Origin of the sequence: Nitrospira sp. (assembly GCA_016715825.1) — a bacterium.
Lineage (GTDB): Bacteria > Nitrospirota > Nitrospiria > Nitrospirales > Nitrospiraceae > Nitrospira_D.
In genome coordinates this window covers 41175-67184 of record JADJXO010000011.1, presented here as the reverse complement: position 1 = coordinate 67184, position 26010 = coordinate 41175, and the positions used below count along the sequence as shown (strand labels likewise).

Annotated in this window: 30 protein-coding genes and 3 pseudogenes; 22 read left to right on the top strand and 11 right to left on the bottom strand. The window is 55.3% G+C overall.

Annotation, left to right across the window (positions count from 1 at the left end):
* Positions 1–798: pseudogene (locus IPM58_16390) on the top strand (IS30 family transposase).
* Between the two features lie 7 nt (positions 799–805).
* Here IPM58_16390 and IPM58_16385 read toward each other — a convergent pair.
* Both IPM58_16385 and IPM58_16380 read right to left on the bottom strand, forming a co-directional pair.
* Positions 806–991 (bottom strand): annotated as a pseudogene (locus IPM58_16385) (transposase family protein).
* Between the two features lie 298 nt (positions 992–1289).
* A complete protein-coding gene (locus IPM58_16380; GenBank protein ID MBK9308615.1) occupies positions 1290–1616 on the bottom strand; it encodes a hypothetical protein in 327 nt (108 codons plus the stop codon).
* Between the two features lie 316 nt (positions 1617–1932).
* Between IPM58_16380 and IPM58_16375 the strand changes: the two genes are divergently transcribed.
* A complete protein-coding gene (locus IPM58_16375) occupies positions 1933–2157 on the top strand; it encodes a hypothetical protein (protein MBK9308614.1) in 225 nt (74 codons plus the stop codon).
* Here the strand turns inward: IPM58_16375 and IPM58_16370 are convergent.
* Both IPM58_16370 and IPM58_16365 read right to left on the bottom strand, forming a co-directional pair.
* Positions 2075–2549 (bottom strand): annotated as a pseudogene (locus IPM58_16370) (reverse transcriptase). The gene IPM58_16375 and the pseudogene IPM58_16370 sit on opposite strands and share 83 nt — an antisense overlap.
* Positions 2550–3360: 811 nt before the next feature.
* The gene (locus tag IPM58_16365) at positions 3361–3924 is read right to left on the bottom strand and encodes a hypothetical protein (GenBank protein MBK9308613.1); all 564 of its coding nucleotides are present in this window, start codon (positions 3922–3924) and stop codon (positions 3361–3363) included.
* Positions 3925–4157: 233 nt separating this feature from the next.
* Between IPM58_16365 and IPM58_16360 the strand changes: the two genes are divergently transcribed.
* Complete coding sequence (locus IPM58_16360; protein MBK9308612.1) at positions 4158–4511, top strand: hypothetical protein; 354 nt, start codon at positions 4158–4160, stop codon at positions 4509–4511.
* A 571-nt stretch (positions 4512–5082) separates the two neighbouring features.
* On the opposite strand, the gene IPM58_16355 is transcribed toward IPM58_16360, so the two are convergent.
* Positions 5083–5859 carry a carboxypeptidase regulatory-like domain-containing protein gene (locus IPM58_16355; GenBank protein MBK9308611.1) on the bottom strand — a complete coding sequence of 259 codons (777 nt, stop codon included), beginning with the start codon at positions 5857–5859 and terminating at the stop codon, positions 5083–5085.
* Between the two features lie 507 nt (positions 5860–6366).
* On the opposite strand from IPM58_16355, the gene glgA reads away from it, so the two are divergent.
* Positions 6367–7575 carry a glycogen synthase gene (glgA, locus tag IPM58_16350; GenBank protein MBK9308610.1) on the top strand — a complete coding sequence of 403 codons (1209 nt, stop codon included), beginning with the start codon at positions 6367–6369 and terminating at the stop codon, positions 7573–7575.
* Positions 7576–7659: 84 nt separating this feature from the next.
* Here the strand turns inward: glgA and IPM58_16345 are convergent, their stop codons facing one another.
* Complete coding sequence (locus IPM58_16345) at positions 7660–8436, bottom strand: carboxypeptidase regulatory-like domain-containing protein (protein MBK9308609.1); 777 nt, start codon at positions 8434–8436, stop codon at positions 7660–7662.
* 377 nt (positions 8437–8813) lie between these two features.
* Here IPM58_16345 and IPM58_16340 point away from each other — a divergent pair, with 377 nt between their 5' ends.
* A complete protein-coding gene (locus tag IPM58_16340) occupies positions 8814–9056 on the top strand; it encodes a hypothetical protein (GenBank protein ID MBK9308608.1) in 243 nt (80 codons plus the stop codon).
* A gap of 56 nt (positions 9057–9112) precedes the next feature.
* Here IPM58_16340 and IPM58_16335 read toward each other — a convergent pair whose 3' ends face one another.
* Complete coding sequence (locus tag IPM58_16335; GenBank protein MBK9308607.1) at positions 9113–9415, bottom strand: hypothetical protein; 303 nt, start codon at positions 9413–9415, stop codon at positions 9113–9115.
* A 96-nt stretch (positions 9416–9511) separates the two neighbouring features.
* A complete protein-coding gene (locus IPM58_16330; GenBank protein ID MBK9308606.1) occupies positions 9512–9859 on the bottom strand; it encodes a 4Fe-4S dicluster domain-containing protein in 348 nt (115 codons plus the stop codon).
* A 316-nt stretch (positions 9860–10175) separates the two neighbouring features.
* Between IPM58_16330 and IPM58_16325 the strand changes: the two genes are divergently transcribed.
* Positions 10176–10715 (top strand): hypothetical protein, encoded by a 540-nt coding sequence (locus tag IPM58_16325; GenBank protein MBK9308605.1) that lies wholly within the window; start codon positions 10176–10178, stop codon positions 10713–10715.
* Between the two features lie 71 nt (positions 10716–10786).
* On the top strand, positions 10787–11086 hold the full coding sequence (locus tag IPM58_16320; GenBank protein MBK9308604.1) for a hypothetical protein: 300 nt from the start codon (positions 10787–10789) through the stop codon (positions 11084–11086).
* A gap of 35 nt (positions 11087–11121) precedes the next feature.
* Here the strand turns inward: IPM58_16320 and IPM58_16315 are convergent, their stop codons facing one another.
* A complete protein-coding gene (locus tag IPM58_16315) occupies positions 11122–11580 on the bottom strand; it encodes a hypothetical protein (GenBank protein ID MBK9308603.1) in 459 nt (152 codons plus the stop codon).
* Positions 11581–11795: 215 nt separating this feature from the next.
* Between IPM58_16315 and IPM58_16310 the strand changes: the two genes are divergently transcribed.
* Together IPM58_16310 and IPM58_16305 are read left to right on the top strand one after the other, a co-directional pair.
* On the top strand, positions 11796–12155 hold the full coding sequence (locus IPM58_16310; GenBank protein ID MBK9308602.1) for a hypothetical protein: 360 nt from the start codon (positions 11796–11798) through the stop codon (positions 12153–12155).
* Positions 12156–12268: 113 nt separating this feature from the next.
* Positions 12269–12643 (top strand): CZB domain-containing protein, encoded by a 375-nt coding sequence (locus tag IPM58_16305; GenBank protein MBK9308601.1) that lies wholly within the window; start codon positions 12269–12271, stop codon positions 12641–12643.
* A 196-nt stretch (positions 12644–12839) separates the two neighbouring features.
* Here IPM58_16305 and IPM58_16300 read toward each other — a convergent pair whose 3' ends face one another.
* The gene (locus IPM58_16300; protein MBK9308600.1) at positions 12840–13391 is read right to left on the bottom strand and encodes a DUF1269 domain-containing protein; all 552 of its coding nucleotides are present in this window, start codon (positions 13389–13391) and stop codon (positions 12840–12842) included.
* A 247-nt stretch (positions 13392–13638) separates the two neighbouring features.
* Here IPM58_16300 and ccmA point away from each other — a divergent pair, with 247 nt between their 5' ends.
* From ccmA to IPM58_16235, 13 genes are all read left to right on the top strand, one after another.
* Positions 13639–14259, top strand: coding sequence for a cytochrome c biogenesis heme-transporting ATPase CcmA (ccmA, locus tag IPM58_16295; GenBank protein MBK9308599.1), 621 nt, complete (start codon positions 13639–13641; stop codon positions 14257–14259).
* Complete coding sequence (gene ccmB, locus IPM58_16290; protein MBK9308598.1) at positions 14256–14939, top strand: heme exporter protein CcmB; 684 nt, start codon at positions 14256–14258, stop codon at positions 14937–14939. The genes ccmA and ccmB overlap by 4 nt, the downstream gene beginning before the upstream one ends.
* Positions 14940–14948: 9 nt before the next feature.
* Positions 14949–15710 carry a cytochrome c biogenesis protein CcsA gene (gene ccsA, locus IPM58_16285; GenBank protein ID MBK9308597.1) on the top strand — a complete coding sequence of 254 codons (762 nt, stop codon included), beginning with the start codon at positions 14949–14951 and terminating at the stop codon, positions 15708–15710.
* Entirely contained in the window at positions 15710–15895 is a 186-nt protein-coding gene (ccmD, locus tag IPM58_16280; GenBank protein ID MBK9308596.1) for a heme exporter protein CcmD, read from the top strand. Before ccsA ends, ccmD begins: the two co-directional genes overlap by 1 nt.
* Positions 15879–16361: a cytochrome c maturation protein CcmE gene (gene ccmE / locus IPM58_16275; GenBank protein MBK9308595.1), complete on the top strand. Its 483-nt coding sequence runs from the start codon at positions 15879–15881 to the stop codon at positions 16359–16361. The genes ccmD and ccmE overlap by 17 nt, the downstream gene beginning before the upstream one ends.
* Positions 16358–18352, top strand: a complete 1995-nt coding sequence (locus tag IPM58_16270; protein MBK9308594.1) for a heme lyase CcmF/NrfE family subunit — start codon at positions 16358–16360, stop codon at positions 18350–18352. Before ccmE ends, IPM58_16270 begins: the two co-directional genes overlap by 4 nt.
* The gene (locus tag IPM58_16265; GenBank protein ID MBK9308593.1) at positions 18349–18876 is read left to right on the top strand and encodes a DsbE family thiol:disulfide interchange protein; all 528 of its coding nucleotides are present in this window, start codon (positions 18349–18351) and stop codon (positions 18874–18876) included. Before IPM58_16270 ends, IPM58_16265 begins: the two co-directional genes overlap by 4 nt.
* A complete protein-coding gene (locus tag IPM58_16260) occupies positions 18873–19334 on the top strand; it encodes a cytochrome c-type biogenesis protein CcmH (GenBank protein ID MBK9308592.1) in 462 nt (153 codons plus the stop codon). Before IPM58_16265 ends, IPM58_16260 begins: the two co-directional genes overlap by 4 nt.
* The gene (gene ccmI / locus IPM58_16255; GenBank protein ID MBK9308591.1) at positions 19331–20623 is read left to right on the top strand and encodes a c-type cytochrome biogenesis protein CcmI; all 1293 of its coding nucleotides are present in this window, start codon (positions 19331–19333) and stop codon (positions 20621–20623) included. The genes IPM58_16260 and ccmI overlap by 4 nt, the downstream gene beginning before the upstream one ends.
* Before the next feature lie 242 nt (positions 20624–20865).
* Entirely contained in the window at positions 20866–22569 is a 1704-nt protein-coding gene (locus IPM58_16250) for a hydroxylamine reductase (GenBank protein ID MBK9308590.1), read from the top strand.
* A 6-nt stretch (positions 22570–22575) separates the two neighbouring features.
* Positions 22576–23604, top strand: a complete 1029-nt coding sequence (haoB, locus tag IPM58_16245; GenBank protein MBK9308589.1) for a hydroxylamine oxidation protein HaoB — start codon at positions 22576–22578, stop codon at positions 23602–23604.
* Positions 23605–23794: 190 nt separating this feature from the next.
* The gene (locus tag IPM58_16240; GenBank protein MBK9308588.1) at positions 23795–24502 is read left to right on the top strand and encodes a cytochrome C554; all 708 of its coding nucleotides are present in this window, start codon (positions 23795–23797) and stop codon (positions 24500–24502) included.
* A 2-nt stretch (positions 24503–24504) separates the two neighbouring features.
* Positions 24505–25098, top strand: a complete 594-nt coding sequence (locus IPM58_16235) for a NapC/NirT family cytochrome c (protein ID MBK9308587.1) — start codon at positions 24505–24507, stop codon at positions 25096–25098.
* Positions 25099–25254: 156 nt separating this feature from the next.
* Here the strand turns inward: IPM58_16235 and IPM58_16230 are convergent, their stop codons facing one another.
* Positions 25255–25926, bottom strand: coding sequence for an MOSC domain-containing protein (locus IPM58_16230; GenBank protein MBK9308586.1), 672 nt, complete (start codon positions 25924–25926; stop codon positions 25255–25257).
* Between the last annotated feature and the right edge of the window lie 84 nt (positions 25927–26010).

Genomic DNA, 26010 nt, shown 5'->3' with positions numbered 1-26010 from the left:
GGTCGCCAGGAGCAGATTGCCCGCCGGCCGCAGGTCGACTTCCCAACGATGAATCGATGCGAATCTCTTACGAAGCCATTTACCAGGCGTTGTACATTCAAGGCAGAGGCGCTCTCAAACGCGAGTTGGTGAGCTGCCTTCGTACCGGGCGGGCGTTGCGCGTGCCACGGGCCAGAGCACAGGCCAAGGCGTGGGCGCACGTCAGCGAGGAGGTCATGATCTCCAGCCGTCCTGCAGAGAGGCGCAAGACCGCGCCGTGCCTGGGCATTGGGAGGGGGACCTGATCATCGGCCTGAACCGGTCTGCGATCGGGACGCTGGTGGAGCGATCGCCGCTTCACCATGCTGGTTCACCTGCCTCGCGAGAAGGGCTATGGGCTGATCCCCCCGCACGAAGAACGGCCCCGCGCTGGCTGGCTACGGAGCCATCACCGCCAGCCAATGCGCTCAAGCGAACGGTGACAACCCTGCCTGCCCAGCTGTGGCAATCATTGACGTGTGGATCGTGGCAGAACTATCCGATCACGCCCGGTTCACCGTCGAGTCAGGGGTGACTCTTCTTTGCTGACCCCTCATAGTCCGGTGGCAGCGCGGCACGAACGAGAACACGAACGGACTTCTGCGCCAATACTTCCCCAAGGGCACCGACCTGTCTCGGTGGAGTGACCAAGAAATCCAGGCCGTAGCCCACACGCTCAACACCAGACCGCGGAAGACGCTTGGTTGGAAGACACCAGCCGAAGCCCTCAACAAGTACCTACAAGTCGGCGGACAACCCAGTGTTGCGTCGACCGGTTGAATCCGCCCTGACACCCTTGGTCGGTGTTGAAGATCTCGGGACAGCCATACTGCGTGATCGCCTCTCGCACGGCCTCGAGACAGAAGTCCGTGGTCAACGTATTGGAGAGCCGCCAGGCCAGCACCCGGCGACTGACCCAGTCCAAGACGGCGAAGAGATACACGAAGCCGCGTCGCATTGGAAGTGGAGTGAGAGACCGGGCGTAGTCGCACTATCTCCCAGTCTCTCCTCCCCGAACCGGACTTGCACCTCTCAGCGCATCCGGCTCTCCATTCAAGCGTTGCGTAACGCAACAGCCACGTCAGCGTAGCGCGATTCGAGGAACGTGGCGATGCTCGTCGCGAATCAGTACGGGTTCTTCGGGTCCGCCTGAACTGACCTTTGCGGCTGGTGACCAGGCGTCAAGCGCCTGTTCGCCATACCACCCACGACTATTCTGTCCCTTCAGTACCCATGTGGTGGCGCGCCCTGGTTCTGGTGCCCGGACGTGTTCACGCATCAGGCTCGGGACTCTCGCCGATACTTGCGCGCGAGCCAATGTCCGAGCTTCCAGAAGACGGTTCCGGTCCACTCCGGTTAAAGATGGTCGCCGTATAGTCAGTGTATCGATCGAGGTTCGCCCATCCCGAGAGTGTCCGGTTCAGGCGTTCCATCAGGTCCATGCTGTTCCCGCTGTAATTGCCAGACAGTTCCTTGACCAGCTTGGCCGTGAAGCCTCGGTACTTCTCCCATGGGATCGTCGTGACCGGTCGCAGCTGACTTCGTGGGCCCCGCTTGCGGATGATGCGGTGGCCGAGGAAGACCACGCAGTCGTTCACGTGGGGTGATATGGGTCTTCTCCATATTCAACGTGAGCTTGAGCGTCCCTTCCAGAACGTCCGGCACGCTTCGCGCAGTGCCTCTGCGTGCGGTTTGTGTTCCTTTTGACCACGACGAAATCATCCGCATAGCGACAGTAGAGACGCCTGGTTTCCACTGCCGGTTCTCTCGTACAGCAATCGGTCGCTGCTTGAGAATGCCGAAGTTCCATGCCCATCGGTCCTACGCACCTTCTTACTCAGGTAGTTCCTGCTTCCATCCAAGCATCGAATCTATGCAACATGATGTTGGATAGCAGCGGAGAGATAACTCCCCTTGTGGAACACCTTCGCTCGCGGCGCAAAAGAGACCCTGATCAACACACCCTGCTTTGATGCACGTCCACAGCAGGGCCAGGAAGCGCTGATCAGCAATACGTTTGCGGACAGCTTTCAGCAGCAGGCGGTGATGGACAGTCTCAAAAGTAGCTGGCGAGGTCGCCCTCGATCACCCAACGACCCGCCGCTCTTTGTTCGTCACTTTCCTGCAGCTGCAATTTGACCGTTCGTATCGCATGGTGCACACTTCGGGCAGGCCTGAAGCCATAGGATGCCCGATGGAAATCACTCTCCCATATCGGCTCCATGGCCATCAGCATCGCTCTCTGGACCACTCGATCCCAGACTGGGGATCCCTAAGGGCCTCAACGTGCCGTTCGCCTTGGGGATGTACACGCGCCGTGCAGGGAGCGGCGTATAGGAGCCCGCTAACAATTCGGCACGGATCGTCGCCAGTTCCTGATGAAGGGTTTCCGTCATCATGGTCTTGTCGACCCCATCGACGCCCGGCGTTCGCGCACCACTGGATGCGAGCGATGCGCGCGGCTTCTGCCAGCCATGCTCGATCAGCAATCAGTCTCAGGAGTCGATCAACTTACGTTCAGGGTTCCCCATTGACCACGTTGCCAGCTTGCGTGTTGCATTTCCCTGATTATCAAAGGTCTTCTCCTATGTGGTCAGGTAATCTTCCACATGCCGCTTACACTACCCCCTTCGCCATGTGGCCGGCTCCCGACCTCGGACTGACTACGAGGGCTCCGTCAACGCTACCGCGTCGGGACACCTCCTTGTCATCGGTTATCGGTACACGCCTTCCCCAGTTCACGCTGGACTTCACACGGGCGAGGTTGCCTATCGCAGTCTTTCTCCTTGCGTTCCGCAAGTCGTCGCAGACGTCGTGGTCTGGCTACGCTCCCATGACTCCTGCTGGCCAGCGTACATGTCCAGCCTGCATTCGCCGTTCCCGTCCATACGTGACGGGGCACGGATCCGCGTCCTGCCTGGAAAGCGGTGTAGGCAGGGGGTGACATTTCAACCCTCAGATGCGTGTCAATAGGTGCGTGTTCCTCAACCATCCCGTGCTCAGCCTAGAGGCGCATCTTGGCGTAACCCCTTCGCCGCACGCCCCGTTTCCTGCGGACTTCGTCACCTTGCCAGTGTCCGGCAAGTCACCGCCGCTTCGGCTCACTCCTTCTCGTGTAGAGGGGAGGCATGCTCGTCATTGCCACACTCCTTCATCGAGCCATGCATTCCAGAATGCTCAAGCAACTCAGTCCCAGACAGGCGGGCTTCGTTGGCTGGGCGTACTGTGGTGATATCGGCCGCCCAGATGTGATTGGGACGACTGATCGTGAGATCGCGGAGAGATACGGATAGATGGTGTGGGCGTATGCCGCCGACTCAGATGCGGTTTCCGATACAGCGCTCAATCCCCATCCGGCGCATGAGCGTGGCCACCTGGCGCCGTCCAATGGCATGGCCCTCCTGCCGCAAGAAGATCGCGTAACATCCGCGCCCCGGCAAAACGGACAGTGCAATGCAGCTCGTCGATCCGCCGCATCAACGCCAGCGTCGTCTCCGGAGACCGGCGTCGGCTGGCAAGCCGGTCGAGCGGGCCAGCTTCAGGAGTTGGCATTGCCGCACGACTGGCAAGGGTGCGTGCGATCGATCGTCGCTTTGCGCTCAGCAAGCCGCCCTTGATGAGCGCCCCTTCACAAATCATTCTCCAGCGCCAGTTGCCCGATCTTCGCATGAAGGGCTTAAGATCCGGCGTCTCTGATGGAGCCTTCGCCCCACCAAACACATCCGCGGCTCGCGCCAGCAACTGCTGCTTCCATTCGGTGATCTGCGTGGGTGGACACTGAATTGCTCCGCCACTCGGCCAGCGTCTTGTCACCTTTGACCGCCGCCAAGGCGACCTGCCTTGAAGGTCGCTCCGTAATTCCGTCGTCTGCTCTTCATTGCCTCGCTCCTTTGGCTCGTTACCCACCCGGTGGCATCGGTGAAGCCAGGCTACCACTTAGCTACACTGTCCGAATTTCCGGAGCCCCTCTAGAGTTGACGAACACGGCTCACACAAACAAGAAGTTTGTACGGATCAAATTCCCCAGGGGCCACATTCGCAAGCTTTATGATTTAAAAACGAGGTGGCCGTATCTCTCGCATGAAAGGCAACGAACGGTCGCTTGCATCATTCAGCTATGCGACATCAATCGATGGCACTTGAATACTTGGAATCTTGGACTCACTGCGGGAACAGTGTGGGAGTGGCATTGTACACTGCCAGTTGTGGCAGTTATCGAAACGCTGCTATACGAATTCGGCGTTCAACATGGTCTCGTATCGAAAAAGGCGAAATTTCGCAAAGTCATTGACTGCCTCAACTCCAAGGGGGTTTACAAACAGGCGCTTCGCAACAAGCTGCATGAGCTTCGAGAATATCGGAACGAAGTTCACCTTTATCTCAAGGGTAACGTGGAAATGCACGATGGTAAACCACGAAGATACAATGATGCCGTGCGCACGTTGCAAGATGTCGAGAAGAAGCTGGATGAATATGCAAGCAAGCCTCGATAGCAGATCGGTCCAGAATGAGAGGCAGAGAGCAATTTCAAAGCCCTCCTTTAGCAGGGGCAGCTCAAGGAAAGAGATAGAGAGGCGGTTCGTGCCTTGCACTTCCGCCGGATGATCAAGGGGAGAGGGGGAAAATCTCCTTCTGCGCACGCTGGTGAGAATTAAGGCGTCGGACCATGTTTCTTTGGATCAGGCTGTCATGCGGCTGTCGCTGAATCAGTGTGAGTCGAGGATTTGAATCGCGGTTGCCTGGACTCTGACCTCCCGTGGAGGGTCACTCTTCAACACCTGTACGAAACCGGTCAGGCGCACAAGATCGCCATCCTTCAGCAACGCCTCAATCGCAGCTACCCAAGACTACAACGGGCACCAAGCCAGTCTCGTCCTCCAGCACAAAGGACGCTCGCCCGTAGAGGAGACACAGCTTGCTGCGGGGAGAGTAACTCCCAATGATTGGTGGAGCTATGTGAATGGCACTCGTCATTCCTCTCAGTGTCACTAGCACGTATGACAAGGCCATCTTCTGAGCATGAATAAGCGGCGGAGGGTAGATGTTGTGCATGTGCACCACGAATCAGAACTTGGCTTTAAACGACAGCTCGAGTGAGACCGTCTCATTCGGGGCCACGTTGAGTTCCTGCTCTTGCGTCCCAAGAATGGGATGCCAGGCCTTAAGGCGATAGGTTCCAGGCGGGAGGTCCTCGATGGAGAAGGAGCCCGTCGCATCTGTCACTGCATAATAGGGAGTATCGACGGCATAGCCCCAGTTCTGCATGTAGGGGTGCATGCTGCACTGCATGGTAAAGACATGGTGCCCCTCTGCGAGCCGCACGAGATCGGTGGTTCCCCTTGCCCGTAACGATGGCCGAGAGAAGACCTTCTCGTTCCCTGGTTGATCGGGAACAAATCCCTGGATATCGTGGGGAACAGGATCTCGATTGAATACCGTGACGCGACGTGTGTTGCCGACTACGGTGACAAACGGGAGAAACTGGCAGAGCGTTGCTTCTACTTTCGCGTTAGTGACGGAGAAGGGTTTACCGCGCTCTACGCCTTCCACGACCACGACGACATCTTTCAATCCCCCGTCCGGTCGGGCCGTCACTTCTCGTAGAAGTCGAAATCCAGAGCCATCCGAAAGCTTGCTACAATATTCGTGGTCAGGGAAGCGACGCAACTCGAATTCTTGAGGCGCTGGGGTGGTTTCGGTGACGGTTACGATCCCGTGCACGGTAGCCCCATCCTTCACCAGTGTCGACGTATAGGCCCAAGCCTCGGTTCCCAACCAGCACGTCAGCACGGCAAGCACGCTTGCGGTCAGCTGGATTCTGGTTCGGATATGTCGTTTCACCGGCGGTCCTCCTGCCAGCACTGATTCCTCGACGTCAGTTGCAGAATGCCCGAAGCATTGGCATAGCGCAATTACTTCGGGAGTTCAGGCGAAACGGCAACTTCCCGTTGGACCTCATCTACCGCCACGCTTGAGCGTGAGTCTTCTGCGTGCGCCCTCTCTCGAAAGGAATTGTTCAATGGTGGATATCCTCTAGAGAGTATGGCTAAGTCAGCCAACTCTCTGCAACTGGGGAGTTTACGAGAACGGTGCTAGTAACCCCGGTGTCGTCGTAATGGGGAGAGGGATCACCAATTTATGGCGATGATTGCGGAGTCGGATATCTTTTTTGATCTCCAGAATCTAAGTCTTGAACTTTGAGGAGTGATGGGCAACTGGTCGTGGGCTTGAATGTTTTGTCGACTAGTTATATCGTCGTTTCGCAGCTAACGGTTGACGCATAAAGCAAGATCTGATGCCCATATCGACGCAAGGTGTTTTCAACCGACCAGAGAAAGAACTCTCCACATGAAAGTGCTGATGCTCAGTAACGAATACCCGCCCTACACCTATGGTGGAGCAGGTGTTCATGTGGAATACCTGAGTAAGGAATTAGCGAAGCTGGTTCCGGTGGAAGTTCGGTGTTTTGGTGACCAGTATCTGGCACAGCAGAACCTGCACGTCAGAGGGTTTAAACTCGAGAAGATCGATTACGGGTGCCCGAAATATTTGGAGTCTGTGTTTGGTGCCGTTCAGAGGGGCTTGCACTTCAACACCCATGGCATTGAGGCCGATCTCGTTCATTGTCATACCTGGTATACCCATCTTGGTGGAATCCTCGCGAAGCTGAATTACGGGATCCCGCTCATCATCACGACGCATTCCTTGGAGCCGCTCCGCCCTTGGAAACGGGAACAACTCAAGGGGGGATACGATTTCTCCTCCTGGGTGGAACGAGCAGCTCTGGAGATGGCCGACGCCGTGATCGCAGTTTCCTATGGAACCAAACAGGATATCCTGCACCATTTTCGCATCGCTGAAGAGAAGATCAAGGTCATCCACAATGGCATTGATCCAAATGAATATCAGAAACAATCATCGGCCGACGCACTGCAACGCTACGGGGTAGATCCGTCCAAGCCGTTTGTGTTGTTTGTCGGACGAATTACCCGTCAGAAAGGCATCATCCATCTGGTTCGAGCCATCAAATATTTCGACGCTGATTTCCAGGTGGTGCTCTGTGCCGGGGCTCCCGATACCGCAGAAATCGCCGCTGAAATGGAGGCTGCGGTCAAAGAGGTCTCTGCTGCCAGACCTGGTGTGATCTGGATTCCCGAAATGCTGGACAAGCGAAGCGTGATCCAATTCTATTCACACGCGGCGGTCTTTTGTTGTCCCTCTATCTATGAACCGTTTGGAATTATCAACCTTGAAGCGATGGCTTGCGAGACGGCTGTGGTTGCATCTGCTGTTGGAGGGATTCCAGAGGTCGTTGAAGATGGAGAAACCGGCCTCCTGGTCCCGGTCCAGCAGATGCCGGAATCTCCCTTTACTCCACTCAGCCCCAAAAAATTCGAGCGGGATTTAGCGGCCGCCGTCAATCGTCTGATGGCGGACAGTGGGATGCGTGAGCAGTTTGCTCAAGCCGGTCGACGACGAGCAGAACAACTTTTTAGCTGGGCTGCCATTGCCAAGGAAACCCGAAGTCTGTATCAGCAACTGGTGTCCTTGCATTAATTCCCAAGCTGTCCGTTTGTAGGAGCTTTAAAAAGCGTGAGGCTGGATACCTTTTCCAGGACCTCAGGATCGAAACGGTTCCTGTCAGAAGTTGGCCTTAAACCACAGTTCCACCGAAATCGTCTCATTGGCGGCCACCGTGAGTTCCTGTTCGTGCGTGCCGAGTATAGGATGCCAGGCCTTGAGGCGATAGGTCCCTGGCGGGAGATCTTCGATCGAGAATGCGCCAGACGCGTCCGTGACGGCATAATAGGGATTGTCGACAGCGTAACCCCAGTTCTGCATATAGGGGTGGAGGCTGCAGCGCATCGTGAATACGTGTTGCCCTTTCGCCAGCTGTATGTTGGCGGTAGTCCCACTGGCTTCTACCGAGGGCTGGTAGAAGACCATATCACTTTCAGGCTGATCGATCGCCAACCCTTGGATGTCGTGAGGGACTGGGTCTCGGTTGAACACCGTGACTTGCCGCGTATCATTGATCACGGTGACGAACGGGAGAAACCGACAGAGATCCGCTTCGACCTCCGCATCGGTGAAGGAGAAGGGCTTACCGTGCTCCACACCTTCTATCGCCACCACGACGTCTTTGAGGCCTCCATCCGGTCTGAAGGTCACTTCCCGCAGGCTCCGATACCCTTGTGTATCGGACAGTTCGCTGCAAAATTCGTGGTCTGGATAGCGACGCAACTCGAATTCTTTTGGTGCCGGGACAGTCCCGGTGACGGTCACTGATCCACGTACGACGGCCCCGTTCTTCACGGGTCCTGGTTGATAGGCCCAGGCCTCAGTGCTCAGGCAGGTCGATAGCACTAGGAGCGTCCCTGCCGTGAGCCAGAATCCCATTCTGATATGTCGTGGCATTGTCGTCTCTCCTGCCGTCAATCATGCACGGTCGGTTGCAGGATTCTTGAACTCTTCTGCTCAGCCCACGGTCTTGAGCAAGCATGACTCTATCATGGTCATACTCAGATAGTATCACCGAGTTTGGTGCCCTCTGCAAGTGTGACTTTACGAGGGCAGTGTCTGTACACGTAGGACCTGGCCCTGATCAAATAAGGGTTTCCTGGGTAGGGGGCTAGTTCTGTGAGATTCGGCGGGATAGAATAGACAACCGGCTTTGGTCGCATGGCATTGCAATTTCATTGAGCGACTAACCTCGCCATGACGGGCAGACTATACAAGAAGAACCCTTCACGTCCAACAAGGGAGCACATCGTATGTCAGATGTTAAAGAACAGATGACCAAAGCGCTGGATCATCTCAAACAACAGCGTGATGAACTTCAGGTTCAACTTCACCTCGCAAAGGCGGATGCCAAAGACGAATGGGCTCGTCTGGAAACCCAGTGGGATGAGGTTAAGCCCAAATTGGAGGCAGCGCGAGAAGAGGTTGGGAAGACAGCGGAATCCGTCGGTGCTGCGTTGGGCATGGCGATCGAAGAGCTAAAGAAGGGCTATGAGCGGCTCCGAAGCCGGCTCTGAGAGAGAGGCCCTGTAGCACCCGCATCAGTCGGCGAAAGGATGTCGATACGGGTGGCTTAGGGTTCCTCTTTGGGGGACTCTTCACTCTGTTTTAACCAGAGTTCCAGCAGTCTTGTTTCCCGTTCAGACTGAGAAATACGCTCCAATGCGAATGCACCCGTCAAGCGGTCTTCATAAAACGCACGTTGCTTCGCGTACGTTTTCTTAAACGCTTCGGTCTTCATGGTCTTCCAGTCCGCATCAGAGATCCCAGCACGAGCACGCAGGAGATCGATCTCGATGGCCTGGAACGCGAACACCTTCGCTAACGCCTTAATGACGGTTGCGTTTGTCATGAACCGGGGCATCTTGTCAGCCATGATGCATCGTTTCACCTATGTCGGGAAGGTGACACAGAACCGTACCGCCGAGATTGGATTAATCTCAAACGGTACGGATTCTCGAGGAAAAACGTCTCAGTTCCGTACGCCGCTCCAGACTTTTGCCGGATCGATCGGCTTGTCCGGGTTGAGTTGCTTCGCCTTTTCCAGTAAGACGTCGGACGCCTCAGGGTAGACGGGATCAGAAATGCAGCAATCATCGACGGGACAGACTGCTGCACATTGCGGTTCGTCATAATGGCCGACACACTCAGTGCAGCGATCGTGGGCAATCACGTAGATATTGTCTCCCACTCCCTGACCGTCGCCCACGTGATTCCCCTTCGATTCCGCGTCGCTGCGGGTTTCGAAGATGGCCTCGTTCGGGCATTCCGGCAGACAAGCTCCACAGTTGATGCATTCGTCGGTAATCAGCAATGCCATGATTCTGGCCTCCTTATTCTGTAAGATTTAGCTCTGTACTATTTACCATGGCCTCGTTCGGTCTCCTTCTCGCATGTGCCGAAACGGGCCACAATGGAAATTACTTCTCCACTTTCTCGACATAAACGCAACTATCAATCAACGATAGGCGCATGTTGCACTTTGGCCAGTGTCCATGTCAATGCGGTCATTCGATATAGAGAGCTTTACCGGTTACCGACCGCGGGCAGAATCTTGATCTCCAGCGGGGGTTGCCCGTATGATCGCGCGCAAACCACTGGTGTCGTCAGTCCTGCTTATGAAAGCGAGGTTACCGATGCGACTTCTTTTCCTTGGCCTTTTACCCTTCGTTTTGAGCGGATGTCCGACGACGACAGCGTTGGTGGTCGGGGCCCCGGCACTCCTGTCCAAATCTGAGTTTGATGAACGGCGGACGGAAACCAAGCAACAGATTGAGAAGGGACTGATTTCAAAGGAGGCTGGTGAGACGAACTGCCGGCAGATGCTCAATACGGTTGATCGAAATCATGCGGCGCCGCCCCCGGTGGATCCTGGCATCTGTGCATTCGGGTCGTTTGCCGACAAGCGCTACGAATTGACCAGGTCGGCTGAAAGTGGTGCGCTGACACCGGAGCTCTGGGCGATCAAATGTCAACAACTTGCGGAGCAGTCCTCTGAGAAAGAGGCATGCCGGTACGCCCCCTTTGCTGATCGCCTGACCCACTGGCGGCGATTAGTCAGCGAAGGAAAAGCTTCGAAGGAAGGGGCTGAGATGGATTGCCGCAATTACGTGAGGCAGGCTCACGAGCACCCTGTCCCAGGTCCGGAAATCGCAGAGGAGGCCTGCAAACTGTAGAGACTTGGTGGGAAGATGTGCAGCAAATCTATAGGCCGATGGTCTTGTGGGTGCGGCCATGAAGGGGGAGAATGATATTCAGACGGCCCGAGCTTGAAAAAGACAATCCGATTGCTCCGGAACCGTACATGGGACCACGCCGACGATTGGCCATGGCTCGTGCAGCGGCGTTGGGGCACGAGGTTGACGCGGGAAATATGAAAGAGACGCTGCAGGCATTGGTTCGTGCGGCAGTTCGGTTCCTGAAGGAGCAACCGAAAGTCAGCACGCCAGGAAAGAACCTCGTCGCATTACGGGATGCGCTTGCAAAAGCCCACGAGGTGCTTGCGGCTGACCCTCGTCCCAAAGGCTCACGAAAGGCGAGGCGGTAAGGCAACGAGCCTCTTCGGAATGTTGGTGATATCTATCAATCAACGATTTCGACCTTTTTCCCTAAAGACTTTGCTCGCGTCAGACAAGCTCCATCGGACACGGAGCAGCGGAGGGTATCGAGGTCTGCTTCGTCTACAATCTCAACTTTCTTGCCCTGTGTTTTGGCCTGCTTGAGACAGCTGGTGTCGGTCACTGCACATTTCACGGAATCGGAACTCGAAGGGGCACTGACGACGGACACTTGCTTCCCTTCTTCTTTTGCTCTTTTGAAGCACTCTTGGTCGGTCGCGACGCAATGCATGGTTTCTTCTGTCTTGTTCAGACCTTTATCGATCGTTTGATCGATTCGCTGGTTGATCCGATTCTGCGTCTTTCTCTCAGCACTATCGATGGCCCGATCCAGCATCTTGTCGAACAGGCCTTCTGCCTGCACCAGCGAGACTCCACAGAGCAGGCCAGCGAGCAGACCCATAGAGGACGCCAAATGTTTCATTATCCACCCCACATTTCCTTATGTCGTATTGCCGGGAAGCAACCCACAATTTTCCCACTCTAGCATAACGGCTGAGTAGACGCATACCGACTGAATGGAATCAGGAGGAGGCCGTTTGGGTTGAAGAATGAGCAGCCCTGATTTGGTATTTCCCTTCGAAAATGGGGTCCTTCGGGATAGGGTGGAGGGAGGTCCTGTTTCAGGGAGTACTCGAGATGAGTATTATCGTATGGGCTGTCCTCCTTGTCGCGTTCATGTGGGCCCTCGCCTCAGGAAGCAGGGTCCTCCGGTATCTCGCACGAGGTCTTGCCGTAGTCATTGCGTTGGTTGCTGCTGCAGCAGCTTTTGGGCTCATGGCTGTCGGTCATAAAGCGCATTGGACCAGCGACGGACCGGGCATGTTGTTGATCATGATCGGCATTCCGGTGTGCGGCATTGTTGCCTGGTTCTTCGGAATGCTGGCGTGTACTGCGACCTCGAGTCTAGAGGAAGGCGAATTCGAGAACCCTGCCCGCATCAGTTCCCTCGCACACGTCTGGGAACGCTACAAAGCACTGACCAAGCGACCTCACTAGCTGGATCCTCTCTCGATATGCAGGCTGGCAATTCCATAGCCTCTATCAAGGTTTCTATTCGTTTAGCCGATAATGAGGTTGCGGGCTACTTTATCTTTTGCAGAGGAGGGAGCATGTCAAACATCGCTGAGCAGATCGACAAGGCTGTTGGAGCCCATGGTCTCTGGAAAACGAAACTCAGGCAAAATATCGCGGGGACATTGTCACTGAATCCTGCAGACGTCAGTGTCGACAATCGATGTGAATTCGGCAAGTGGCTCTATGGCCTCTCCGGAAGCTCAGCGGCGTCTGACCCGCACTATAAAGAAGTTCTAGACTTGCACAAGGCCTTCCACAAAGCTGCTGCCGAGGTAGTGACCAAAGTGCAGGTTGGGGACAAAGCTGGCGCTGAGGCATCGGTCGGATTGCACGGTGAGTACACCGCCGCTTCCTCTCGACTGACTGCGAAAATGGTGGAGTGGAAGAGGAAAGCGGCCAAAGCGGCCTGATGAAGAACTGAATAGGGAGACCCCCACTACGCTCGTAGAGGGGGTCTCCCAGTCGATCGCGGTCAGCTATGGTGCTCAACTACCGCTAAGAGGCGACAGCACTTTTCCCATTAAGTCAACAGGTAGGGTCTCTCCCCTAACGGAGGCGATAAAGCTTTATCTTTGCGCACTGAGCATGGTTAGACAACCGACCAGTCTATTTCTTGCTCGTCGTTTGCTCGTGCTGTCGGGTGAGAGCCGATCGTAGTTTGTCCTCCTGTTCGGGACTGAGTGAGGTCTTGAGAATCGTTCCCTCGTGCTGTGACACCCTGCTCAGTACCTTCTCTTGATCAGCGCTGCGAATGAGGAGAAAGATCGCAGAGGCCCCTCGTCCGATGGTACTCCCCAAGGATCGAATAAAATTGTCCGGGATCCCATAATCACTGAGGAGGCCGAACTCACTGGCGGCGACGGTGATAGCCCCGCCACCCGCACCACCCGCGAGGCTGCCCAGTAGACCCGCCAGGGGATTCATAAACAAAAGTCCCATCAATCCTCCCCACAATACGCCGAGCGCCACGCCCTGAGTTGTGGCTCCTCCGAAGACATCGACGCACTGTTTCAAATGGACTTTGCCGTCCATATCACGAACGACGATGACCGCGTCCTCTAGATCCAGGATGTACTCAGTTTCCATTGCTCGAAGTTCGTTCAGCACCCGATCAGCCGTACTCGAGTCTTTGAATGCAATACAGACGAGATCACTCATAATTCTGCTCCTTGAAGGCTATAGATTTCAGCGTGAGAGATCAGAGTTGTCTTTCAACCTGGATATCGGAACGGCCTGCCGAAACACCATGAGAGTAGGCATTACTTAACAGTAGGATTGTCTTAAGAGCAAGATGGTTTTCGGAGGGAGCTGGACGAATAGTCATCGCCCCATCCATGTTCTTCGCCCCTTGTTTTTCAGCACCTTGTTCCCTTACTCTCGACCCGCCCTGTTGGAGTAGTCCATTATGTTGCAAGCGGTCACACTCAGTTGCCGACGTGGGGAACGTCGCCTATTTTCCGATCTCACTGTCAAAGTCGAGCCAGGAACGCTTCTGGCCATCGTCGGAGAGAACGGCAGCGGGAAAACCAGTCTGCTGCGCATCTTTTCCAGCCTTTTGCCGCCGGAAGACGGTTCGGTACTCTGGGAGGGCGAGGACATTCAGCAACTCAAGGAACTATACTCCGGGCAATTGACCTATATCGGGCATCTCAATGGGATTAAGGACGATCTCACGCCGCTGGAAAATCTGATGAGTGCCATGGCGCTAGCCGGTGAAGTCTGCTCGCAAACCGAGGCGCAAACAGCCTTGGAAGCGATCGGTCTCAAACGCCCCATTCATCGGCTCCCGTCAAAAGTGTTGTCGCAGGGGCAGAAGCGCCGGGTTGCCTTGGCGCGTCTTTGGCTTTCCACGAGACCGTTATGGCTGCTGGACGAACCCTTCACATCGCTGGATGCGGCCTCGACAGGCATCGTAACACAACGTCTTCACGCGCATTTGCAGCGGGGTGGACTCGGAGTCCTGGTCACGCATCAGGAGGTGGGTCTTCCAGCAGACCGGTTACAACGGCTGAGGCTGACTGGATGAGTCGTTCCAGCATGTGGGGTGCCATCGGCGGAATCGTCCGGCGGGATCTGTTGTTGGCTATGCGCCGTCGATCGGACGCTGCGATGTCGGTCTTCTTTTTAGTCATTGTGGTCAGCCTCTTTCCTTTAGGTGTTGGGCCGGAACCGGCGGTCCTGCGGACGATCGGCCCCGGAGTACTCTGGGTCGCGGCGTTACTGGCCTGCCTGTTGTCCTTAGCGCGGGTGTTTACGGCTGACTATGGGGACGGTACGTTGGAACAGATGGTCCTGGTCCCCCAACCGTTGGCGTTCTTGGTGGTCGGGAAAGTGTTTGCGCACTGGGTCATCTCCGGACTCCCGATCGTCTTATTGTCGCCGTTGCTCGGCCTTCAATTTGGTTTGAGCGGAGAATCGCTGGGAGTGCTCGTGATGTCGCTCTTGCTTGGGACGCCGACGTTGAGTATGATTGGTGCGATCGGCGCCGCGTTAGTCCTTGGCGTTCGTGGGAGTGGTCTACTGGTTGCCCTCCTGGTGCTTCCACTCTATGTTCCAGTCTTGATTTTTGGGGCCGGCGCCGTGACCAGCAGCATGGCCGGGATCGGCGGAGAAGCAAACTTGTCACTACTCGGGGCCTGCCTGGTATTGTCTCTCTTTCTCGCACCGTGGGCCACGGCGGTCGCGTTGCGTATCGCGTTGGAGTAAAACAGTTTCATGAGCACTGGTATCAATTGGGCCAAATATTCCTCTCCCCAGGCTCTCTATCCCCTAGCCGGACGACTCATTCCCTGGTTTTCTGTGGTGGCTGTGGCTCTGATGGGGGTGGGGCTCTACATGGGATTTTTCGTCGCCCCCACAGATTTTCAGCAAGGTGAATCGTATCGAATCATCTTTATCCATGTTCCAGCCGCCTGGATGTCGATGTTCTTGTACGTGGTGATGGCGGTCTGGGCTGGTATCGGGTTGGGGCTCAATGTCCGGCCTTCTTTTATGATGGCTCAAGCCATCGCCCCTACGGGCGCGATGTTTACCTTTCTGGCCCTGTTAACGGGAGCCATGTGGGGAAAGCCGACCTGGGGGGCCTGGTGGGTGTGGGATGCCAGGCTGACATCTGAGCTGATCTTACTGTTTCAGTATGCAGGGGTGATGCTCCTGCGGACCTCGATCGACGATGTGCGTCGGGCTGATCGGTCGAGTGCGGTCTTCGCCTTGGTCGGTGTCGTCAACGTTCCGATCATCTATTTTTCAGTGCAATGGTGGAATACGTTGCACCAAGGTGCATCCGTCAGCATGTCGACAGGGTCGAAAATGGCGGCAACCATGCTCATCGCTATGCTGCTCATGACTCTGGCATTTTGGATGTATAGCATAGCCGTCATTCTCGCTCGGGTGCGATGTATAATGGCTGAACGGGAATCGTTGCCGGCATGGGAAGAAAAGCCGGTCGCGATTCGGAAGGTAGCGGAGGCTCGCTGATGCAGTGGGGGAGCGCGTCGGAATTTTTTGCGATGGGCGGGTATGGAGTCTATGTCTGGACCTCGTATGTCGTCACGGCACTGTGTCTCTTGTGGGAAGTACTGGCTTTGTGGCGTCGACGGGCGGCGGCTCGTGCCGAACATCGTGCGATGTTGCTAGGAGGCAGTGATGAAACCGCGGCATAAACGTTTTGTTTTTATTGGGTTAGGGTTGCTCGCCTTGGGGGTCGCAACCATGTTGGTGTTGAATGCATTTCAAAAGAATCTTGTGTTCTTTTTCACACCCACCATGGTGGCGAACGGCGAGGCTCCGAAAGGCCAAAGTTTCCGGATCGGAGGCATGGTCGAAGACGGCAGCCTCGTCCGCGATGGCGACGGACTGACCGTCCACTTCGTGGTGACGGATACGGCAAAGGGTGTGCCGGTGACCTATAAGGGAATTCTCCCGGACCTGTTCAAGGAAGGAAAAGGCGCTGTGGCGCAAGGGCAGTTGGGAGTCGACGGAACGTTTGTTGCCAGCGAAGTGTTGGCTAAGCACGATGAAAATTACATGCCGCCTGAAGCGGCGGAGGCGCTGGCGAAGGCCAAGGCTTCCGGTGCTCAAGAAAGCAAGACGCTCGTTGTCCCAGAAAGCAAGAAAGATTCACTATGATTCCAGAAATCGGTCACTTTGCATTGATTCTCGCACTCTGCGTGGCCATCGTGCAGGGAAGCCTGCCCATCTATGGTGCCGCGGTCGGAAATTCAGCGCTGATGGCCATTGCCAGGCCTGCGGCGCGTGCCCAATTCTTGTTGGTCTTTATCGCATTTTGTAGTCTCGGGTACGCATTTGCCGAAAAAGATTTCTCCGTGCTGTATGTCGCAGCCACGTCTAATTCGCAGCTCCCGCTGCATTATCGACTCGCTGCGATCTGGGGCGCACACGAAGGATCGCTTCTTCTATGGACCTTCATCCTGACCTGGTGGATGTTCGCCGTTACGCTGTTTTCGAAGCATCTTCCTGAAACCATGCGCTCGCGCATTCTTGGTGTGATGGGCCTTGTCAGTGTCGGGTTTCTGTTGTTCATGTTGACCGTCTCCAATCCGTTTGAACGACTCATTCCTGCGGCAGTTGAGGGACGAGATCTTAATCCGCTCTTGCAGGACCCCGGCATGGTCGTGCATCCCCCGATGCTCTATATGGGCTATGTTGGCTTCTCGGTCGCGTTTGCATTTGCGATTGCCGCATTGTTGGGAGGCAATCTTGATGCCGCTTGGGCTCGTTGGTCGCGTCCGTGGACCACTGTGGCCTGGTGTTTTTTGACCGTCGGTATTGCCATGGGAAGTGGCTGGGCCTACTACGAGTTGGGATGGGGGGGATGGTGGTTTTGGGACCCGGTAGAGAATGCGTCATTCATGCCCTGGTTGGCTGGGACGGCGTTGGTTCATTCGCTGGCCGTGACCGATAAACGAGGCGGGTTCAAGGTCTGGACGGTGTTGCTGGCCATCATGGCCTTTTCCTTAAGTTTGCTCGGGACGTTTCTCGTCCGATCCGGTGTGTTGACGTCCGTGCACGCCTTCGCCACCGACCCAAAGCGGGGTACGTTCATCCTGGCATTCTTGGCCATTGTCATCGGGGGGTCGTTAGCACTGTATGCGTGGCGGGCTCCGCGTGTCGGATTAGGGGGAAGTTTTTCGATGCTGTCGAGAGAGGGTATGCTCCTCGCGAACAACGTATTGTTGATTGCGGCGATGGGGTCGGTCCTATTGGGAACGTTATATCCGTTGTTCTTAGATGCATTGGATCTCGGCAAGATCTCCGTCGGCCCTCCGTATTTCGACTCCGTCTTCGCCCCTTTGATGGCTCCCGCGATCTTTCTGATGGGGATTGGTCCCTTGGTCCAATGGAAGAAGGCCGAATTGCCTGATTTGGCACAGCGGCTCAAGTGGGCCTTTGGGGTGAGCGTGATTACTGCACTCGTGCTTCCGTTTGTCATGGGCAAGTGGACTCCGTTGCTGAGCCTCGGGCTCCTGCTGGCGATCTGGATCGTGACGACAGCCGTGGTCACGTTACGCGACCGGCTCTCTCATGTGACTGGCAATAGCCTTGCTGATCGCATGGGGGGTATCTCTTGTTCCTACTGGGGAATGCTTCTCGCGCACGTCGGGGTTGCGGTGTTTATCGTCGGGGTGACGATGGTGAAGGGGTATGAAACCGAAAGCGATGTGCGCATGAACGTTGGAGAGACGGCGATGATCGGAGGCTATACGTTCCGATTCGACGGAACCGAGGACGTGGTCGGACCCAACTATACGGCCGCCCGCGGCACCTTTCACGTCAGTCGCGATGGCCGTGATACGACGGTCTTGTATCCCGAAAAGCGTCGATATACTGTCCAGAATCAGGTGATGACCGAAGCCGCGATCGATCCGGGGCTCCTGCGCGACCTCTATGTCTCGCTTGGAGAACCGCTTGATGAGGGGGCTTGGAGCGTGCGGCTCTATCACAAACCGTTTGTCGATTGGATTTGGGGTGGGTGTTTCATTATGGCACTAGGGGGTGTTTTGGCTATCAGCGATCGTCGATATCGACTCGCATGGAGGAAAGAGAAGGAGCCCGAGGTTGCTCCAGTCACTCGAACGGCTAGGCGAAAAGTCGCATGAATCGATTTCTGTTACCATTGTCCATCTTTGTCGTGGTCGTCGGATTTTTGGGTGTCGGGCTCACACTCAATCCGCGTGAAATTCCCTCTCCCTTGATCGGGAAAGCGGCTCCCGAATTCTCTCAGCCTCAACTATACGAGCCGGAGAAAACATTCTCCCCAGCTGATCTCAAAGGCAAGGTTTGGCTGCTCAATTTTTGGGCCTCCTGGTGCAGTGGCTGTAAGACCGAGCACCCGGTGTTGATGGAACTGGCCAAGTCAGGGCAGGTGCCGATCTACGGAATAGATTATAAGGATCAACGGGATGAAGCGGTAGGTTGGTTGCAGCGATGGGGCAATCCCTATCCTGTGGTCGGTGTGGATGAGGCAGGACGAGTCGGGATCAACTACGGGGTCTACGGAGTTCCGGAAACCTATGTCATCGATAAACAGGGAATGATTCGGTATAAACAAATCGGTCCGTTGGATCCAGACACCGTAGCCAAGAAGATTCTTCCCCTTGTGCAGCAACTTGAATCGCAATGATCTGGTTGGCATTCATCATCGTATTAGCCTCTGGGCCAGGTTGGGCCGGTGAGGCTCAACCTTTGGGGGACGACCCTGCTGTTGAGACTCGGCTCAAGCACCTTGCCGTGGAGCTTCGTTGCTTAGTCTGTCAAAATCAAACGCTCGCCGACTCGAATGCCCCGCTTGCTGAAGACTTGCGTCGAGAAGTTCGAGAAATGATCGTGAAGGATATGACGGATCAGGAGATCGTCGATTTTCTTGTAGAGCGGTACGGCGATTTCGTCCTCTACCGTCCGCCGCTCAAGGCAACGACGACGCTGCTCTGGGTGGGGCCATTTGTCTTATTGGCGGTGGGTGCGACGGTACTCGTCATCACGTTGCGGCGCCGTGCGCAAAAGGTGGTTGACGCGCCTGTCACGGATGAAGAGCACCGACGGGTCGAACAACTTTTGACAGAGGGAGGCAAGCACTCATGACCGTGGCATTTTGGTCGATCGCGTCGGCCATGACGGTGTTCATTATCGGGCTGTTGTTGAGGCCTCTGTTGAAACGCCCTTCGGCCGTGTCGGTCGAACAGGAGAAAACGTTGTCGGTCTATCGACAACAGTTTGCCGAACTCGAACAAGATCGTGCCGCTGGATTATTGACGGACGTGCAGTACCAAGCGGCGCGGGGCGAATTAGAGCGGCGGGTGTTGGAAGAGACGGACGCGGGACAAGTTCTTGTCCCGAGCTCGGGAGGACTGCTGAATCTCAAGGTTGTCGCGCTCTCGTTGGGAATGATCATTCCAGCTGCCAGTGGGGTGTTGTATTGGACCTTGGGCAACCCAGCCGCGATGACCCACCCGGCGGTCTCTTCCGCAGGGGCTCAGGTGGGAGCCGGAGAAGATGCTCAAATGGCGGACAGCCTCAACGCGCTGATCGAGCAGTTGAGAGCAAAGCTCGAGCAGAGCCCCAATGATCCGATAGGGTGGGGTCTATTGGCGCGGTCCTACATGGCGATGGAGCGATATGCCGATGCGGTGCCAATTTTTGAGAGAGCGACGAAGCTTGATCCTGGTAATGCCAGTCTCCTGGCTGACTTTGCGGACGCTCTCGGGGTTCATCAGGGGCGTAAACTAGACGGAAGGCCTGAGAAGTTGATTCAACAGGCGCTGAAGCTCGATCCGCGTAACGTGAAGGCGCTCATGTTATCAGGGACGATTGCTTACAACCGAAAAGATTTTGCACGCGCCGCCAAGGAGTGGGAGGAGGCGCATCTCTATCTTCCAGCCGACGATCAGGAATCATCCGATCAGTTGAAGGCCAGTATTGCCGAAGCCAAACGGCGACTCGGTGGTGGTCCCAGCATGAACATGTTGGTCGCGAATCCGCCGATGGAAGAAGCCAAGCCTGCCAAGCCAGCGAAGCTGGCTGGCGCATCCCGGGCCATCACGGGAAAGGTGGTACTAGGGCCAAATTTTTCCGGCAAGGGGGCTCTGCCTGACACGTTGTTCGTGTTTGCGAAAGATGTTGCTGGCCCACCGATGCCTGTATCGATCGTGCGTGCATCAAGCAAAGATTTACCGTTCACATTCAGGCTCGACGATTCCACGAGCCCGATGCCCTCACGCAAGTTGTCGGATATCGACACGGTCGTCATCGTCGCGCGCCTCTCGAAATCCGGAAGAGCCATGGCTGAAAGCGGTGACCTCGAAGGCATGAGTCAGCCAGTCAAGCCTGGGGCAGAAAATATTACCGTCGTCATCGATCGAGAACGACCGTAAAGGCTGAAGCACAGGCAGAACTATTCCTGATACATCCAAGAAGTTTCCAGTGTGGTCCGTTCTTCACAAATGGGTAGAAATTTTCTTGACTCTCCCTTAGGCCTAAGCTATATTTTTGCGCCCAAGTGAAAAAACTTTTTTCAACGAGCACGAGCAATGATAAAACGAAACAAAGTGGTACGTAGTTGCTTTTATTTTGAAGGCCAGGGCGCGCTGGTCATCAAACGGAAGGAGTCGAAATGGTGAGCGTGAAGGATGTGCTGAAGTATGCGATGGTCGTCTGCGGCCTGAGTGTGCTGGCCGCACCGGTGGAGGCGAATTTTCCGTCGGTGCCGAAGGAGACGTACGAGGCGTTGAAGTTGGAGCGTTCGGCGTCGCCGAAGGAACTGTACGAAGCCCTGATTAAGCGGTACATGGACCCGGAGCAGGGCGTGGGCAAGGGGAAGTACGGGCAATATTGGCAGCCGATCTCCTTCAGTAAGTATTTCGACCCCCACACCTTCTACAAGCCGCCGCAAGCCGTCAAAGAAGTAGCGAGCCGGCAGGAATGTGTGAAGTGTCACACTGATGAATCGCCGGGGTGGGTCGTGGCGTGGAAGAAGAGCACCCATGCCAACCTGGACAAGATTCGGAAGTTGAGCCCGAAAGATCCGACATACTACAAGAAGGCCAAGCTGGAAGCCGTCGAAGAGAACCTGCGCTCGATGGGCAAGCTGGGGAAGACCGAAAAGCTGAAAGAAGTGGGCTGCATCGACTGCCACTTCGACATCAATACCAAGCAGAAAGCCGACCACCGCAAGGACATCAAGTTGGCCACCGCCGACACCTGCGGCACCTGTCACTTGCAAGAGTTTGCCGAGCGGGAGTCTGAGCGGGACACCATCACCTGGCCAAAGGATCAGTGGCCGAAGGGCCGGCCGTCGCACGCGTTGGACTACAAAGCCAACGTCGAAGTGGACGTGTATGCGGGGATGTCACAGCGGGAAATCGCCGATGGCTGCACCGGCTGTCACGTCAATCAGAACAAGTGCGACACCTGCCATGCCCGGCATGAGTTCTCGGTGGCGGAATCCCGCAAGCCGGAAGTCTGTGCGCAGTGCCATAGCGGGGCCGACCACAACAACTGGGAAGCCTACAACCTCTCCAAGCATGGGTTGAAGTACCAGCGGGATAAAGACCATTGGAACTTCAACGTGCCGATCAAAGAAGCGATGAAGAACGGGGCCGAGACCGCGCCGACTTGCCAATACTGCCACATGGAGTATCAAGGCAAGATCGCGCACAACGTCGTGCGGAAAGTGCGCTGGGCGAACTATCCGTTCGTGCCGGGTATTCGGGAGAACATCAAGACCGAATGGGCCGACAAGCGCAACGATGCGTGGATCAAGACCTGTACCAATTGCCACTCCGAAACCTATGCCCGAGCCTGGATGGAGTTCATGGACAATGGGACCTTCTCCGGCTTGGACAAGTACGACGAAGCGCATCATGTCGTGGAAGAGCAATACAAGGCGGGCCTGTTGACCGGGCAGAAGACCAACCGGCCGACCCCGCCGGCGCCGGTGCAAGACGGCTTTGAACAGTTCTTCCAGATCTATTGGTCGAAGGGGAACAACCCGGCGGCCAATGAGCTGAAGCTGTTCGAAATGGCCGAAGACCACCTGGTGCAGTTGCACGTGAGCTTGGCCCACCAGTACTGGGGCTACACCTATACGGTGGGATGGGCCGCGATGAACCGGGCCTATGTGGAAATCATGGACGACGATACGCGGCTGAAAGAGAAGCTGGAATTGCAGGCCCGCGTCGCGAAGCTGGAAGGGCAGATGAAGCACAGTCTGCTCGATCTGGATAGCGAGACCGGCAAGCTCTCCCTGGGGGGCATTGGCGGCGGCATGATGCTGGCGGGCACCCTGGCGATGGCCGGCTGGCGGCGTCGTCAGAAGTAACCGGCCGTGAACGCGACATCGTCAGTCCACAAGTCGATGTCGCGTCCGTCCCGGACCACCGTCCTCCCGTCACTAGGACTGCTCCTGGTGACGGGAGGGTTCCTTCTGCTCTGTTGGGTGCTCTACCTCTGGGTCAAACCGCTTCCCTCTCCCTATACCTATCGGCTCGTAGAAGAAAGAGTCGGGGCTCAGTTGTCAAATCTTCATCTTGAAGCCTGGCCGGATTTGAAGGTTGGTAAATACGAGCTTCACGTTGCATCCCTTGATAAACCTGTAGCGGTCGCCTACGAAACCAAAAATGCAGTCGGCAACTCCATTCTACTCAACTGGGAGAATCTCGTATCCGAGCCTATTGTGACGGCGTCCGTTGATTTTTCGGAATTGATCACCCTTGCGAGTGATATAGCAAAGCATGTCCCAAAGGACGCGATCATTTTGGGGTGGTGGGATACATCGAGACAGTTGAAGTTGCTATCTGGGCGGGACACGCTGTTCACGTCCTATCTTGCGCAACCGCTTATCGTGCCGTCGTACTGGAAAGATCGTTCAGATGTGATCGCTGAATATGAGCGTCAATTTTGGGGTCCACTCGGATCTGCCGAAGAACAGGACAAATTCAAAATGTTCGCCGATGCACTCTCATCAGAGGCTTCTAAGGGCGCCACCATGTTGAAGGCGGTTGCTGGCTCACGGGAAGCGTACATCATTGTCCATCCAGCGGATCTCTATAAGCTTGCAATGATGTATCCTGAGCGTATTGATCTGGCCTTTAAGGATTTTCCACTGACCGGTAATGTTCATGGGCTTGCGGGGCAGGTGAAAGGGTGGATGAAGGAGAACGGCTATAATACCTATACGCTGCAGTCACTGAATGAAAAATCCGTGCGAGCGTACTTCTTGAATGAAACAGAGAAAGGTAAAGTGTTGCTGTCTCATATGCTTCCTCTCATGAATTCGACGCCGGTTGACTTTGAGGCCTTGCAAGTTGTGCACAAACAAGGGGGGTATTGGGTTTTTAAGATTCCATCCGCTTAGACCTTCCGAGGCGTGTAATCCGAATGACGATGAGGAGGGTAGCAGTCGCGAGTTTCTCCATGGTAAACTATTGCTGCGCCGTTGGTGGAGGGACGACCAGGGTGACTATGCGATTGCAAATAAGGAATGGAAGAAAAGCAGTCGATATTCGTCAGACATTTATCGGAAAGGAGATGCCGTGACTCAACGAATGGTGTTTGCATTTGTCGCTGCAGCAGTCTTTCTAGCGGTCGCTGGAACAGCTTCAGCTCAAGGAACATTTGAAGGTCGAAAGAAATGTTATAACTGCCATAAAAGCCAGGGAGAATCATGGGATAAGACTCTTCACGGGAAGGCAATGGAGTCGCTGAAACCCAACACTCGGAAGGAAGCAAAGCTGAAGGCAAAGCTTGATCCAAAGAAGGATTATACGGCGGATAAAGATTGTGTCGGCTGCCACGTCGACGGGTTTGGACAAGAAGGTGGCTATGTGATTGAGGAGCCTGAGAAGTTCGTGACGAATGTCGGGTGTGAATCGTGCCACGGCGCTGGAAGTGCGTACCGAAAAACCCACCGAAAAGCAGGAGAGGCTTTCGAGAAATCACAGAAGACGATGGATCGAGAAAAGCTTGTTGAGGCTGGCCAGGAATTTGAATTTCAGGAAAAGTGCAATGCCTGCCATCTCAACTACGAAGGGTCAGGCTGGAAGGGTGTGAAGAAACCGTACACCCCATTCACGCCCAAGGTGGACAAGAAATACGCCTTTGATTTTGAAAAATCCGTTCGAAGTGATAAGGCCTTGCATGAGCATTTCAAACTGGCCGGCACCTTCACTGGTCCTCCCACCCCGAAGTTCCACGAGGAATTTCAGAAGACAGCGAAGCCTGCGGTCAAGGCTGACAACGGTGGAGATGACTAGAAATGGCTAAGACTGGGACGTTAATAGCTGGTGCCGCACTTGGGATCGGGCTCATCACCGTTGTCTTTGGTGGTGAGGCTGCGATCTCTCGAACTGAATTTTGCATAAGTTGCCATTCTGAAATCTATCCCTATGAAGAGTTGAAAAAGTCTTCACACTGGGGCGCATTGGGCATGGATCCTGGTTGTAAGGATTGCCATGTGCCTCAAGGATTGGCGAACTTCCATAAGGCGGTCTACACCCATGTGGTGGACGGTGTGCCATTCCTGATTAAGGAATTCACGACCGATTATTCAACTGTGGAAAAGTTTAATGAACATAGGCCGGAGGCTGCCTTTCGAGCTCGGATGAAACTTAAAGAATGGGACAGCTTGACGTGCCGAGCGTGTCATAAGAACACCAAGCCGCCGGGCGCTTCAGCGAAAGCCGCCCATGCGAAGATGGAGAGCGAGGGGGCAACCTGTATCGATTGCCATCAAAATCTGGTCCACAAGAAAGTTCCGGAAAACGACCTCAATGCAAGCCTCGCTCAAGGCCATGCAGTGCTAAAGGAGGTCAAGAAAAAATCAGACGATGACGAGGATGATGACGATTAAGACGTAAAAGAGTAACTTCTCGTTTTCGTAGTGGACAAGCAGCACGGGGCTGGGCCGGTCGTTAGGACGTGGCTCAGCCACGTGCTGCTTTAGGACTAGAACCGGAAATGAGCTAGCCTGGAGCGAAATCGACTATCCGATCAACCCGGCTCGCTTCTATATTCGATCCGGATGTGGTCCATACAGCCTGCCGGAATGGCTTTCCACCATGCCAGTGTCAGCGCGCCTGGCTAATTTCACCCGCCACCGAGATGAGAGGGCCGGGCAGTTTGCAAGATCACGCGCTGCATCTCTATCGTCAGTCTGATGGTGCATCAGAAGATTGGCTCTAGCGATCGTCCACTGTGGAAACGGACGGCCGAGTAGGACCGCTGACTGATTGACTTGCACCAAACCTTCTCGTAGCACACGAAAATACCATCCGGTCAGACCGCTTTTCTGGACACGCAGGGCTAAATCAGGTACGCCCCAGCGTCGGGCGAGCTTCCAGCATGGTTGCCGGGGTTGCGAGACTTCGACGAGAGATTGGCCGATCTCAAAGGTATCTCCGATACATACCTCACCTTCGGACAAACCTTCGGTCGTAAAATTTTCACCAAACGCGCCTGGTGCAAGCTCGGTCACCGAAAGGATTTGCAACCAATATGAGTAATGTTCGATAGGATATACATTGACCGCTTTGTCAATCCCGCCGTGATTCTCAAGGTCTGCCTGTCCATCCCCGTCAAGGTTAAGTCGACCGAGCCAAATGGGATCGTTGATTGGATGTTTAAAGAACCCTGTCGTCCAGGCCTGGCCTGAAGAAATGCCGATGCCTCGGCCCTGCATGGTGCACGGTAAGCCAACCTGAAGAGATGTAATCCGTGCCCGCAACGTCTTGTTCAGGATGTGCTCCGGATTAGTCTGTGAGTC

What these genes read in the sequence shown, in the direction of transcription:
- glgA (MBK9308610.1), top strand. Translation starts at nt 6,367, where the DNA reads ATGAAAGTGCTGATGCTCAGTAACGAATACCCGCCCTACACCTATGGT.
- IPM58_16345 (MBK9308609.1), bottom strand. Translation starts at nt 8,436, where the DNA reads ATGCCACGACATATCAGAATGGGATTCTGGCTCACGGCAGGGACGCTC.
- IPM58_16340 (MBK9308608.1), top strand. Translation starts at nt 8,814, where the DNA reads ATGACCAAAGCGCTGGATCATCTCAAACAACAGCGTGATGAACTTCAG.
- IPM58_16335 (MBK9308607.1), bottom strand. Translation starts at nt 9,415, where the DNA reads ATGGCTGACAAGATGCCCCGGTTCATGACAAACGCAACCGTCATTAAG.
- IPM58_16330 (MBK9308606.1), bottom strand. Translation starts at nt 9,859, where the DNA reads ATGGCATTGCTGATTACCGACGAATGCATCAACTGTGGAGCTTGTCTG.
- IPM58_16325 (MBK9308605.1), top strand. Translation starts at nt 10,176, where the DNA reads ATGCGACTTCTTTTCCTTGGCCTTTTACCCTTCGTTTTGAGCGGATGT.
- IPM58_16320 (MBK9308604.1), top strand. Translation starts at nt 10,787, where the DNA reads ATGATATTCAGACGGCCCGAGCTTGAAAAAGACAATCCGATTGCTCCG.
- IPM58_16315 (MBK9308603.1), bottom strand. Translation starts at nt 11,580, where the DNA reads ATGAAACATTTGGCGTCCTCTATGGGTCTGCTCGCTGGCCTGCTCTGT.
- IPM58_16310 (MBK9308602.1), top strand. Translation starts at nt 11,796, where the DNA reads ATGAGTATTATCGTATGGGCTGTCCTCCTTGTCGCGTTCATGTGGGCC.
- IPM58_16305 (MBK9308601.1), top strand. Translation starts at nt 12,269, where the DNA reads ATGTCAAACATCGCTGAGCAGATCGACAAGGCTGTTGGAGCCCATGGT.
- IPM58_16300 (MBK9308600.1), bottom strand. Translation starts at nt 13,391, where the DNA reads ATGAGTGATCTCGTCTGTATTGCATTCAAAGACTCGAGTACGGCTGAT.
- ccmA (MBK9308599.1), top strand. Translation starts at nt 13,639, where the DNA reads ATGTTGCAAGCGGTCACACTCAGTTGCCGACGTGGGGAACGTCGCCTA.
- ccmB (MBK9308598.1), top strand. Translation starts at nt 14,256, where the DNA reads ATGAGTCGTTCCAGCATGTGGGGTGCCATCGGCGGAATCGTCCGGCGG.
- ccsA (MBK9308597.1), top strand. Translation starts at nt 14,949, where the DNA reads ATGAGCACTGGTATCAATTGGGCCAAATATTCCTCTCCCCAGGCTCTC.
- ccmD (MBK9308596.1), top strand. Translation starts at nt 15,710, where the DNA reads ATGCAGTGGGGGAGCGCGTCGGAATTTTTTGCGATGGGCGGGTATGGA.
- ccmE (MBK9308595.1), top strand. Translation starts at nt 15,879, where the DNA reads ATGAAACCGCGGCATAAACGTTTTGTTTTTATTGGGTTAGGGTTGCTC.
- IPM58_16270 (MBK9308594.1), top strand. Translation starts at nt 16,358, where the DNA reads ATGATTCCAGAAATCGGTCACTTTGCATTGATTCTCGCACTCTGCGTG.
- IPM58_16265 (MBK9308593.1), top strand. Translation starts at nt 18,349, where the DNA reads ATGAATCGATTTCTGTTACCATTGTCCATCTTTGTCGTGGTCGTCGGA.
- IPM58_16260 (MBK9308592.1), top strand. Translation starts at nt 18,873, where the DNA reads ATGATCTGGTTGGCATTCATCATCGTATTAGCCTCTGGGCCAGGTTGG.
- ccmI (MBK9308591.1), top strand. Translation starts at nt 19,331, where the DNA reads ATGACCGTGGCATTTTGGTCGATCGCGTCGGCCATGACGGTGTTCATT.
- IPM58_16240 (MBK9308588.1), top strand. Translation starts at nt 23,795, where the DNA reads ATGGTGTTTGCATTTGTCGCTGCAGCAGTCTTTCTAGCGGTCGCTGGA.
- IPM58_16235 (MBK9308587.1), top strand. Translation starts at nt 24,505, where the DNA reads ATGGCTAAGACTGGGACGTTAATAGCTGGTGCCGCACTTGGGATCGGG.
- IPM58_16230 (MBK9308586.1), bottom strand. Translation starts at nt 25,926, where the DNA reads ATGCAGGGCCGAGGCATCGGCATTTCTTCAGGCCAGGCCTGGACGACA.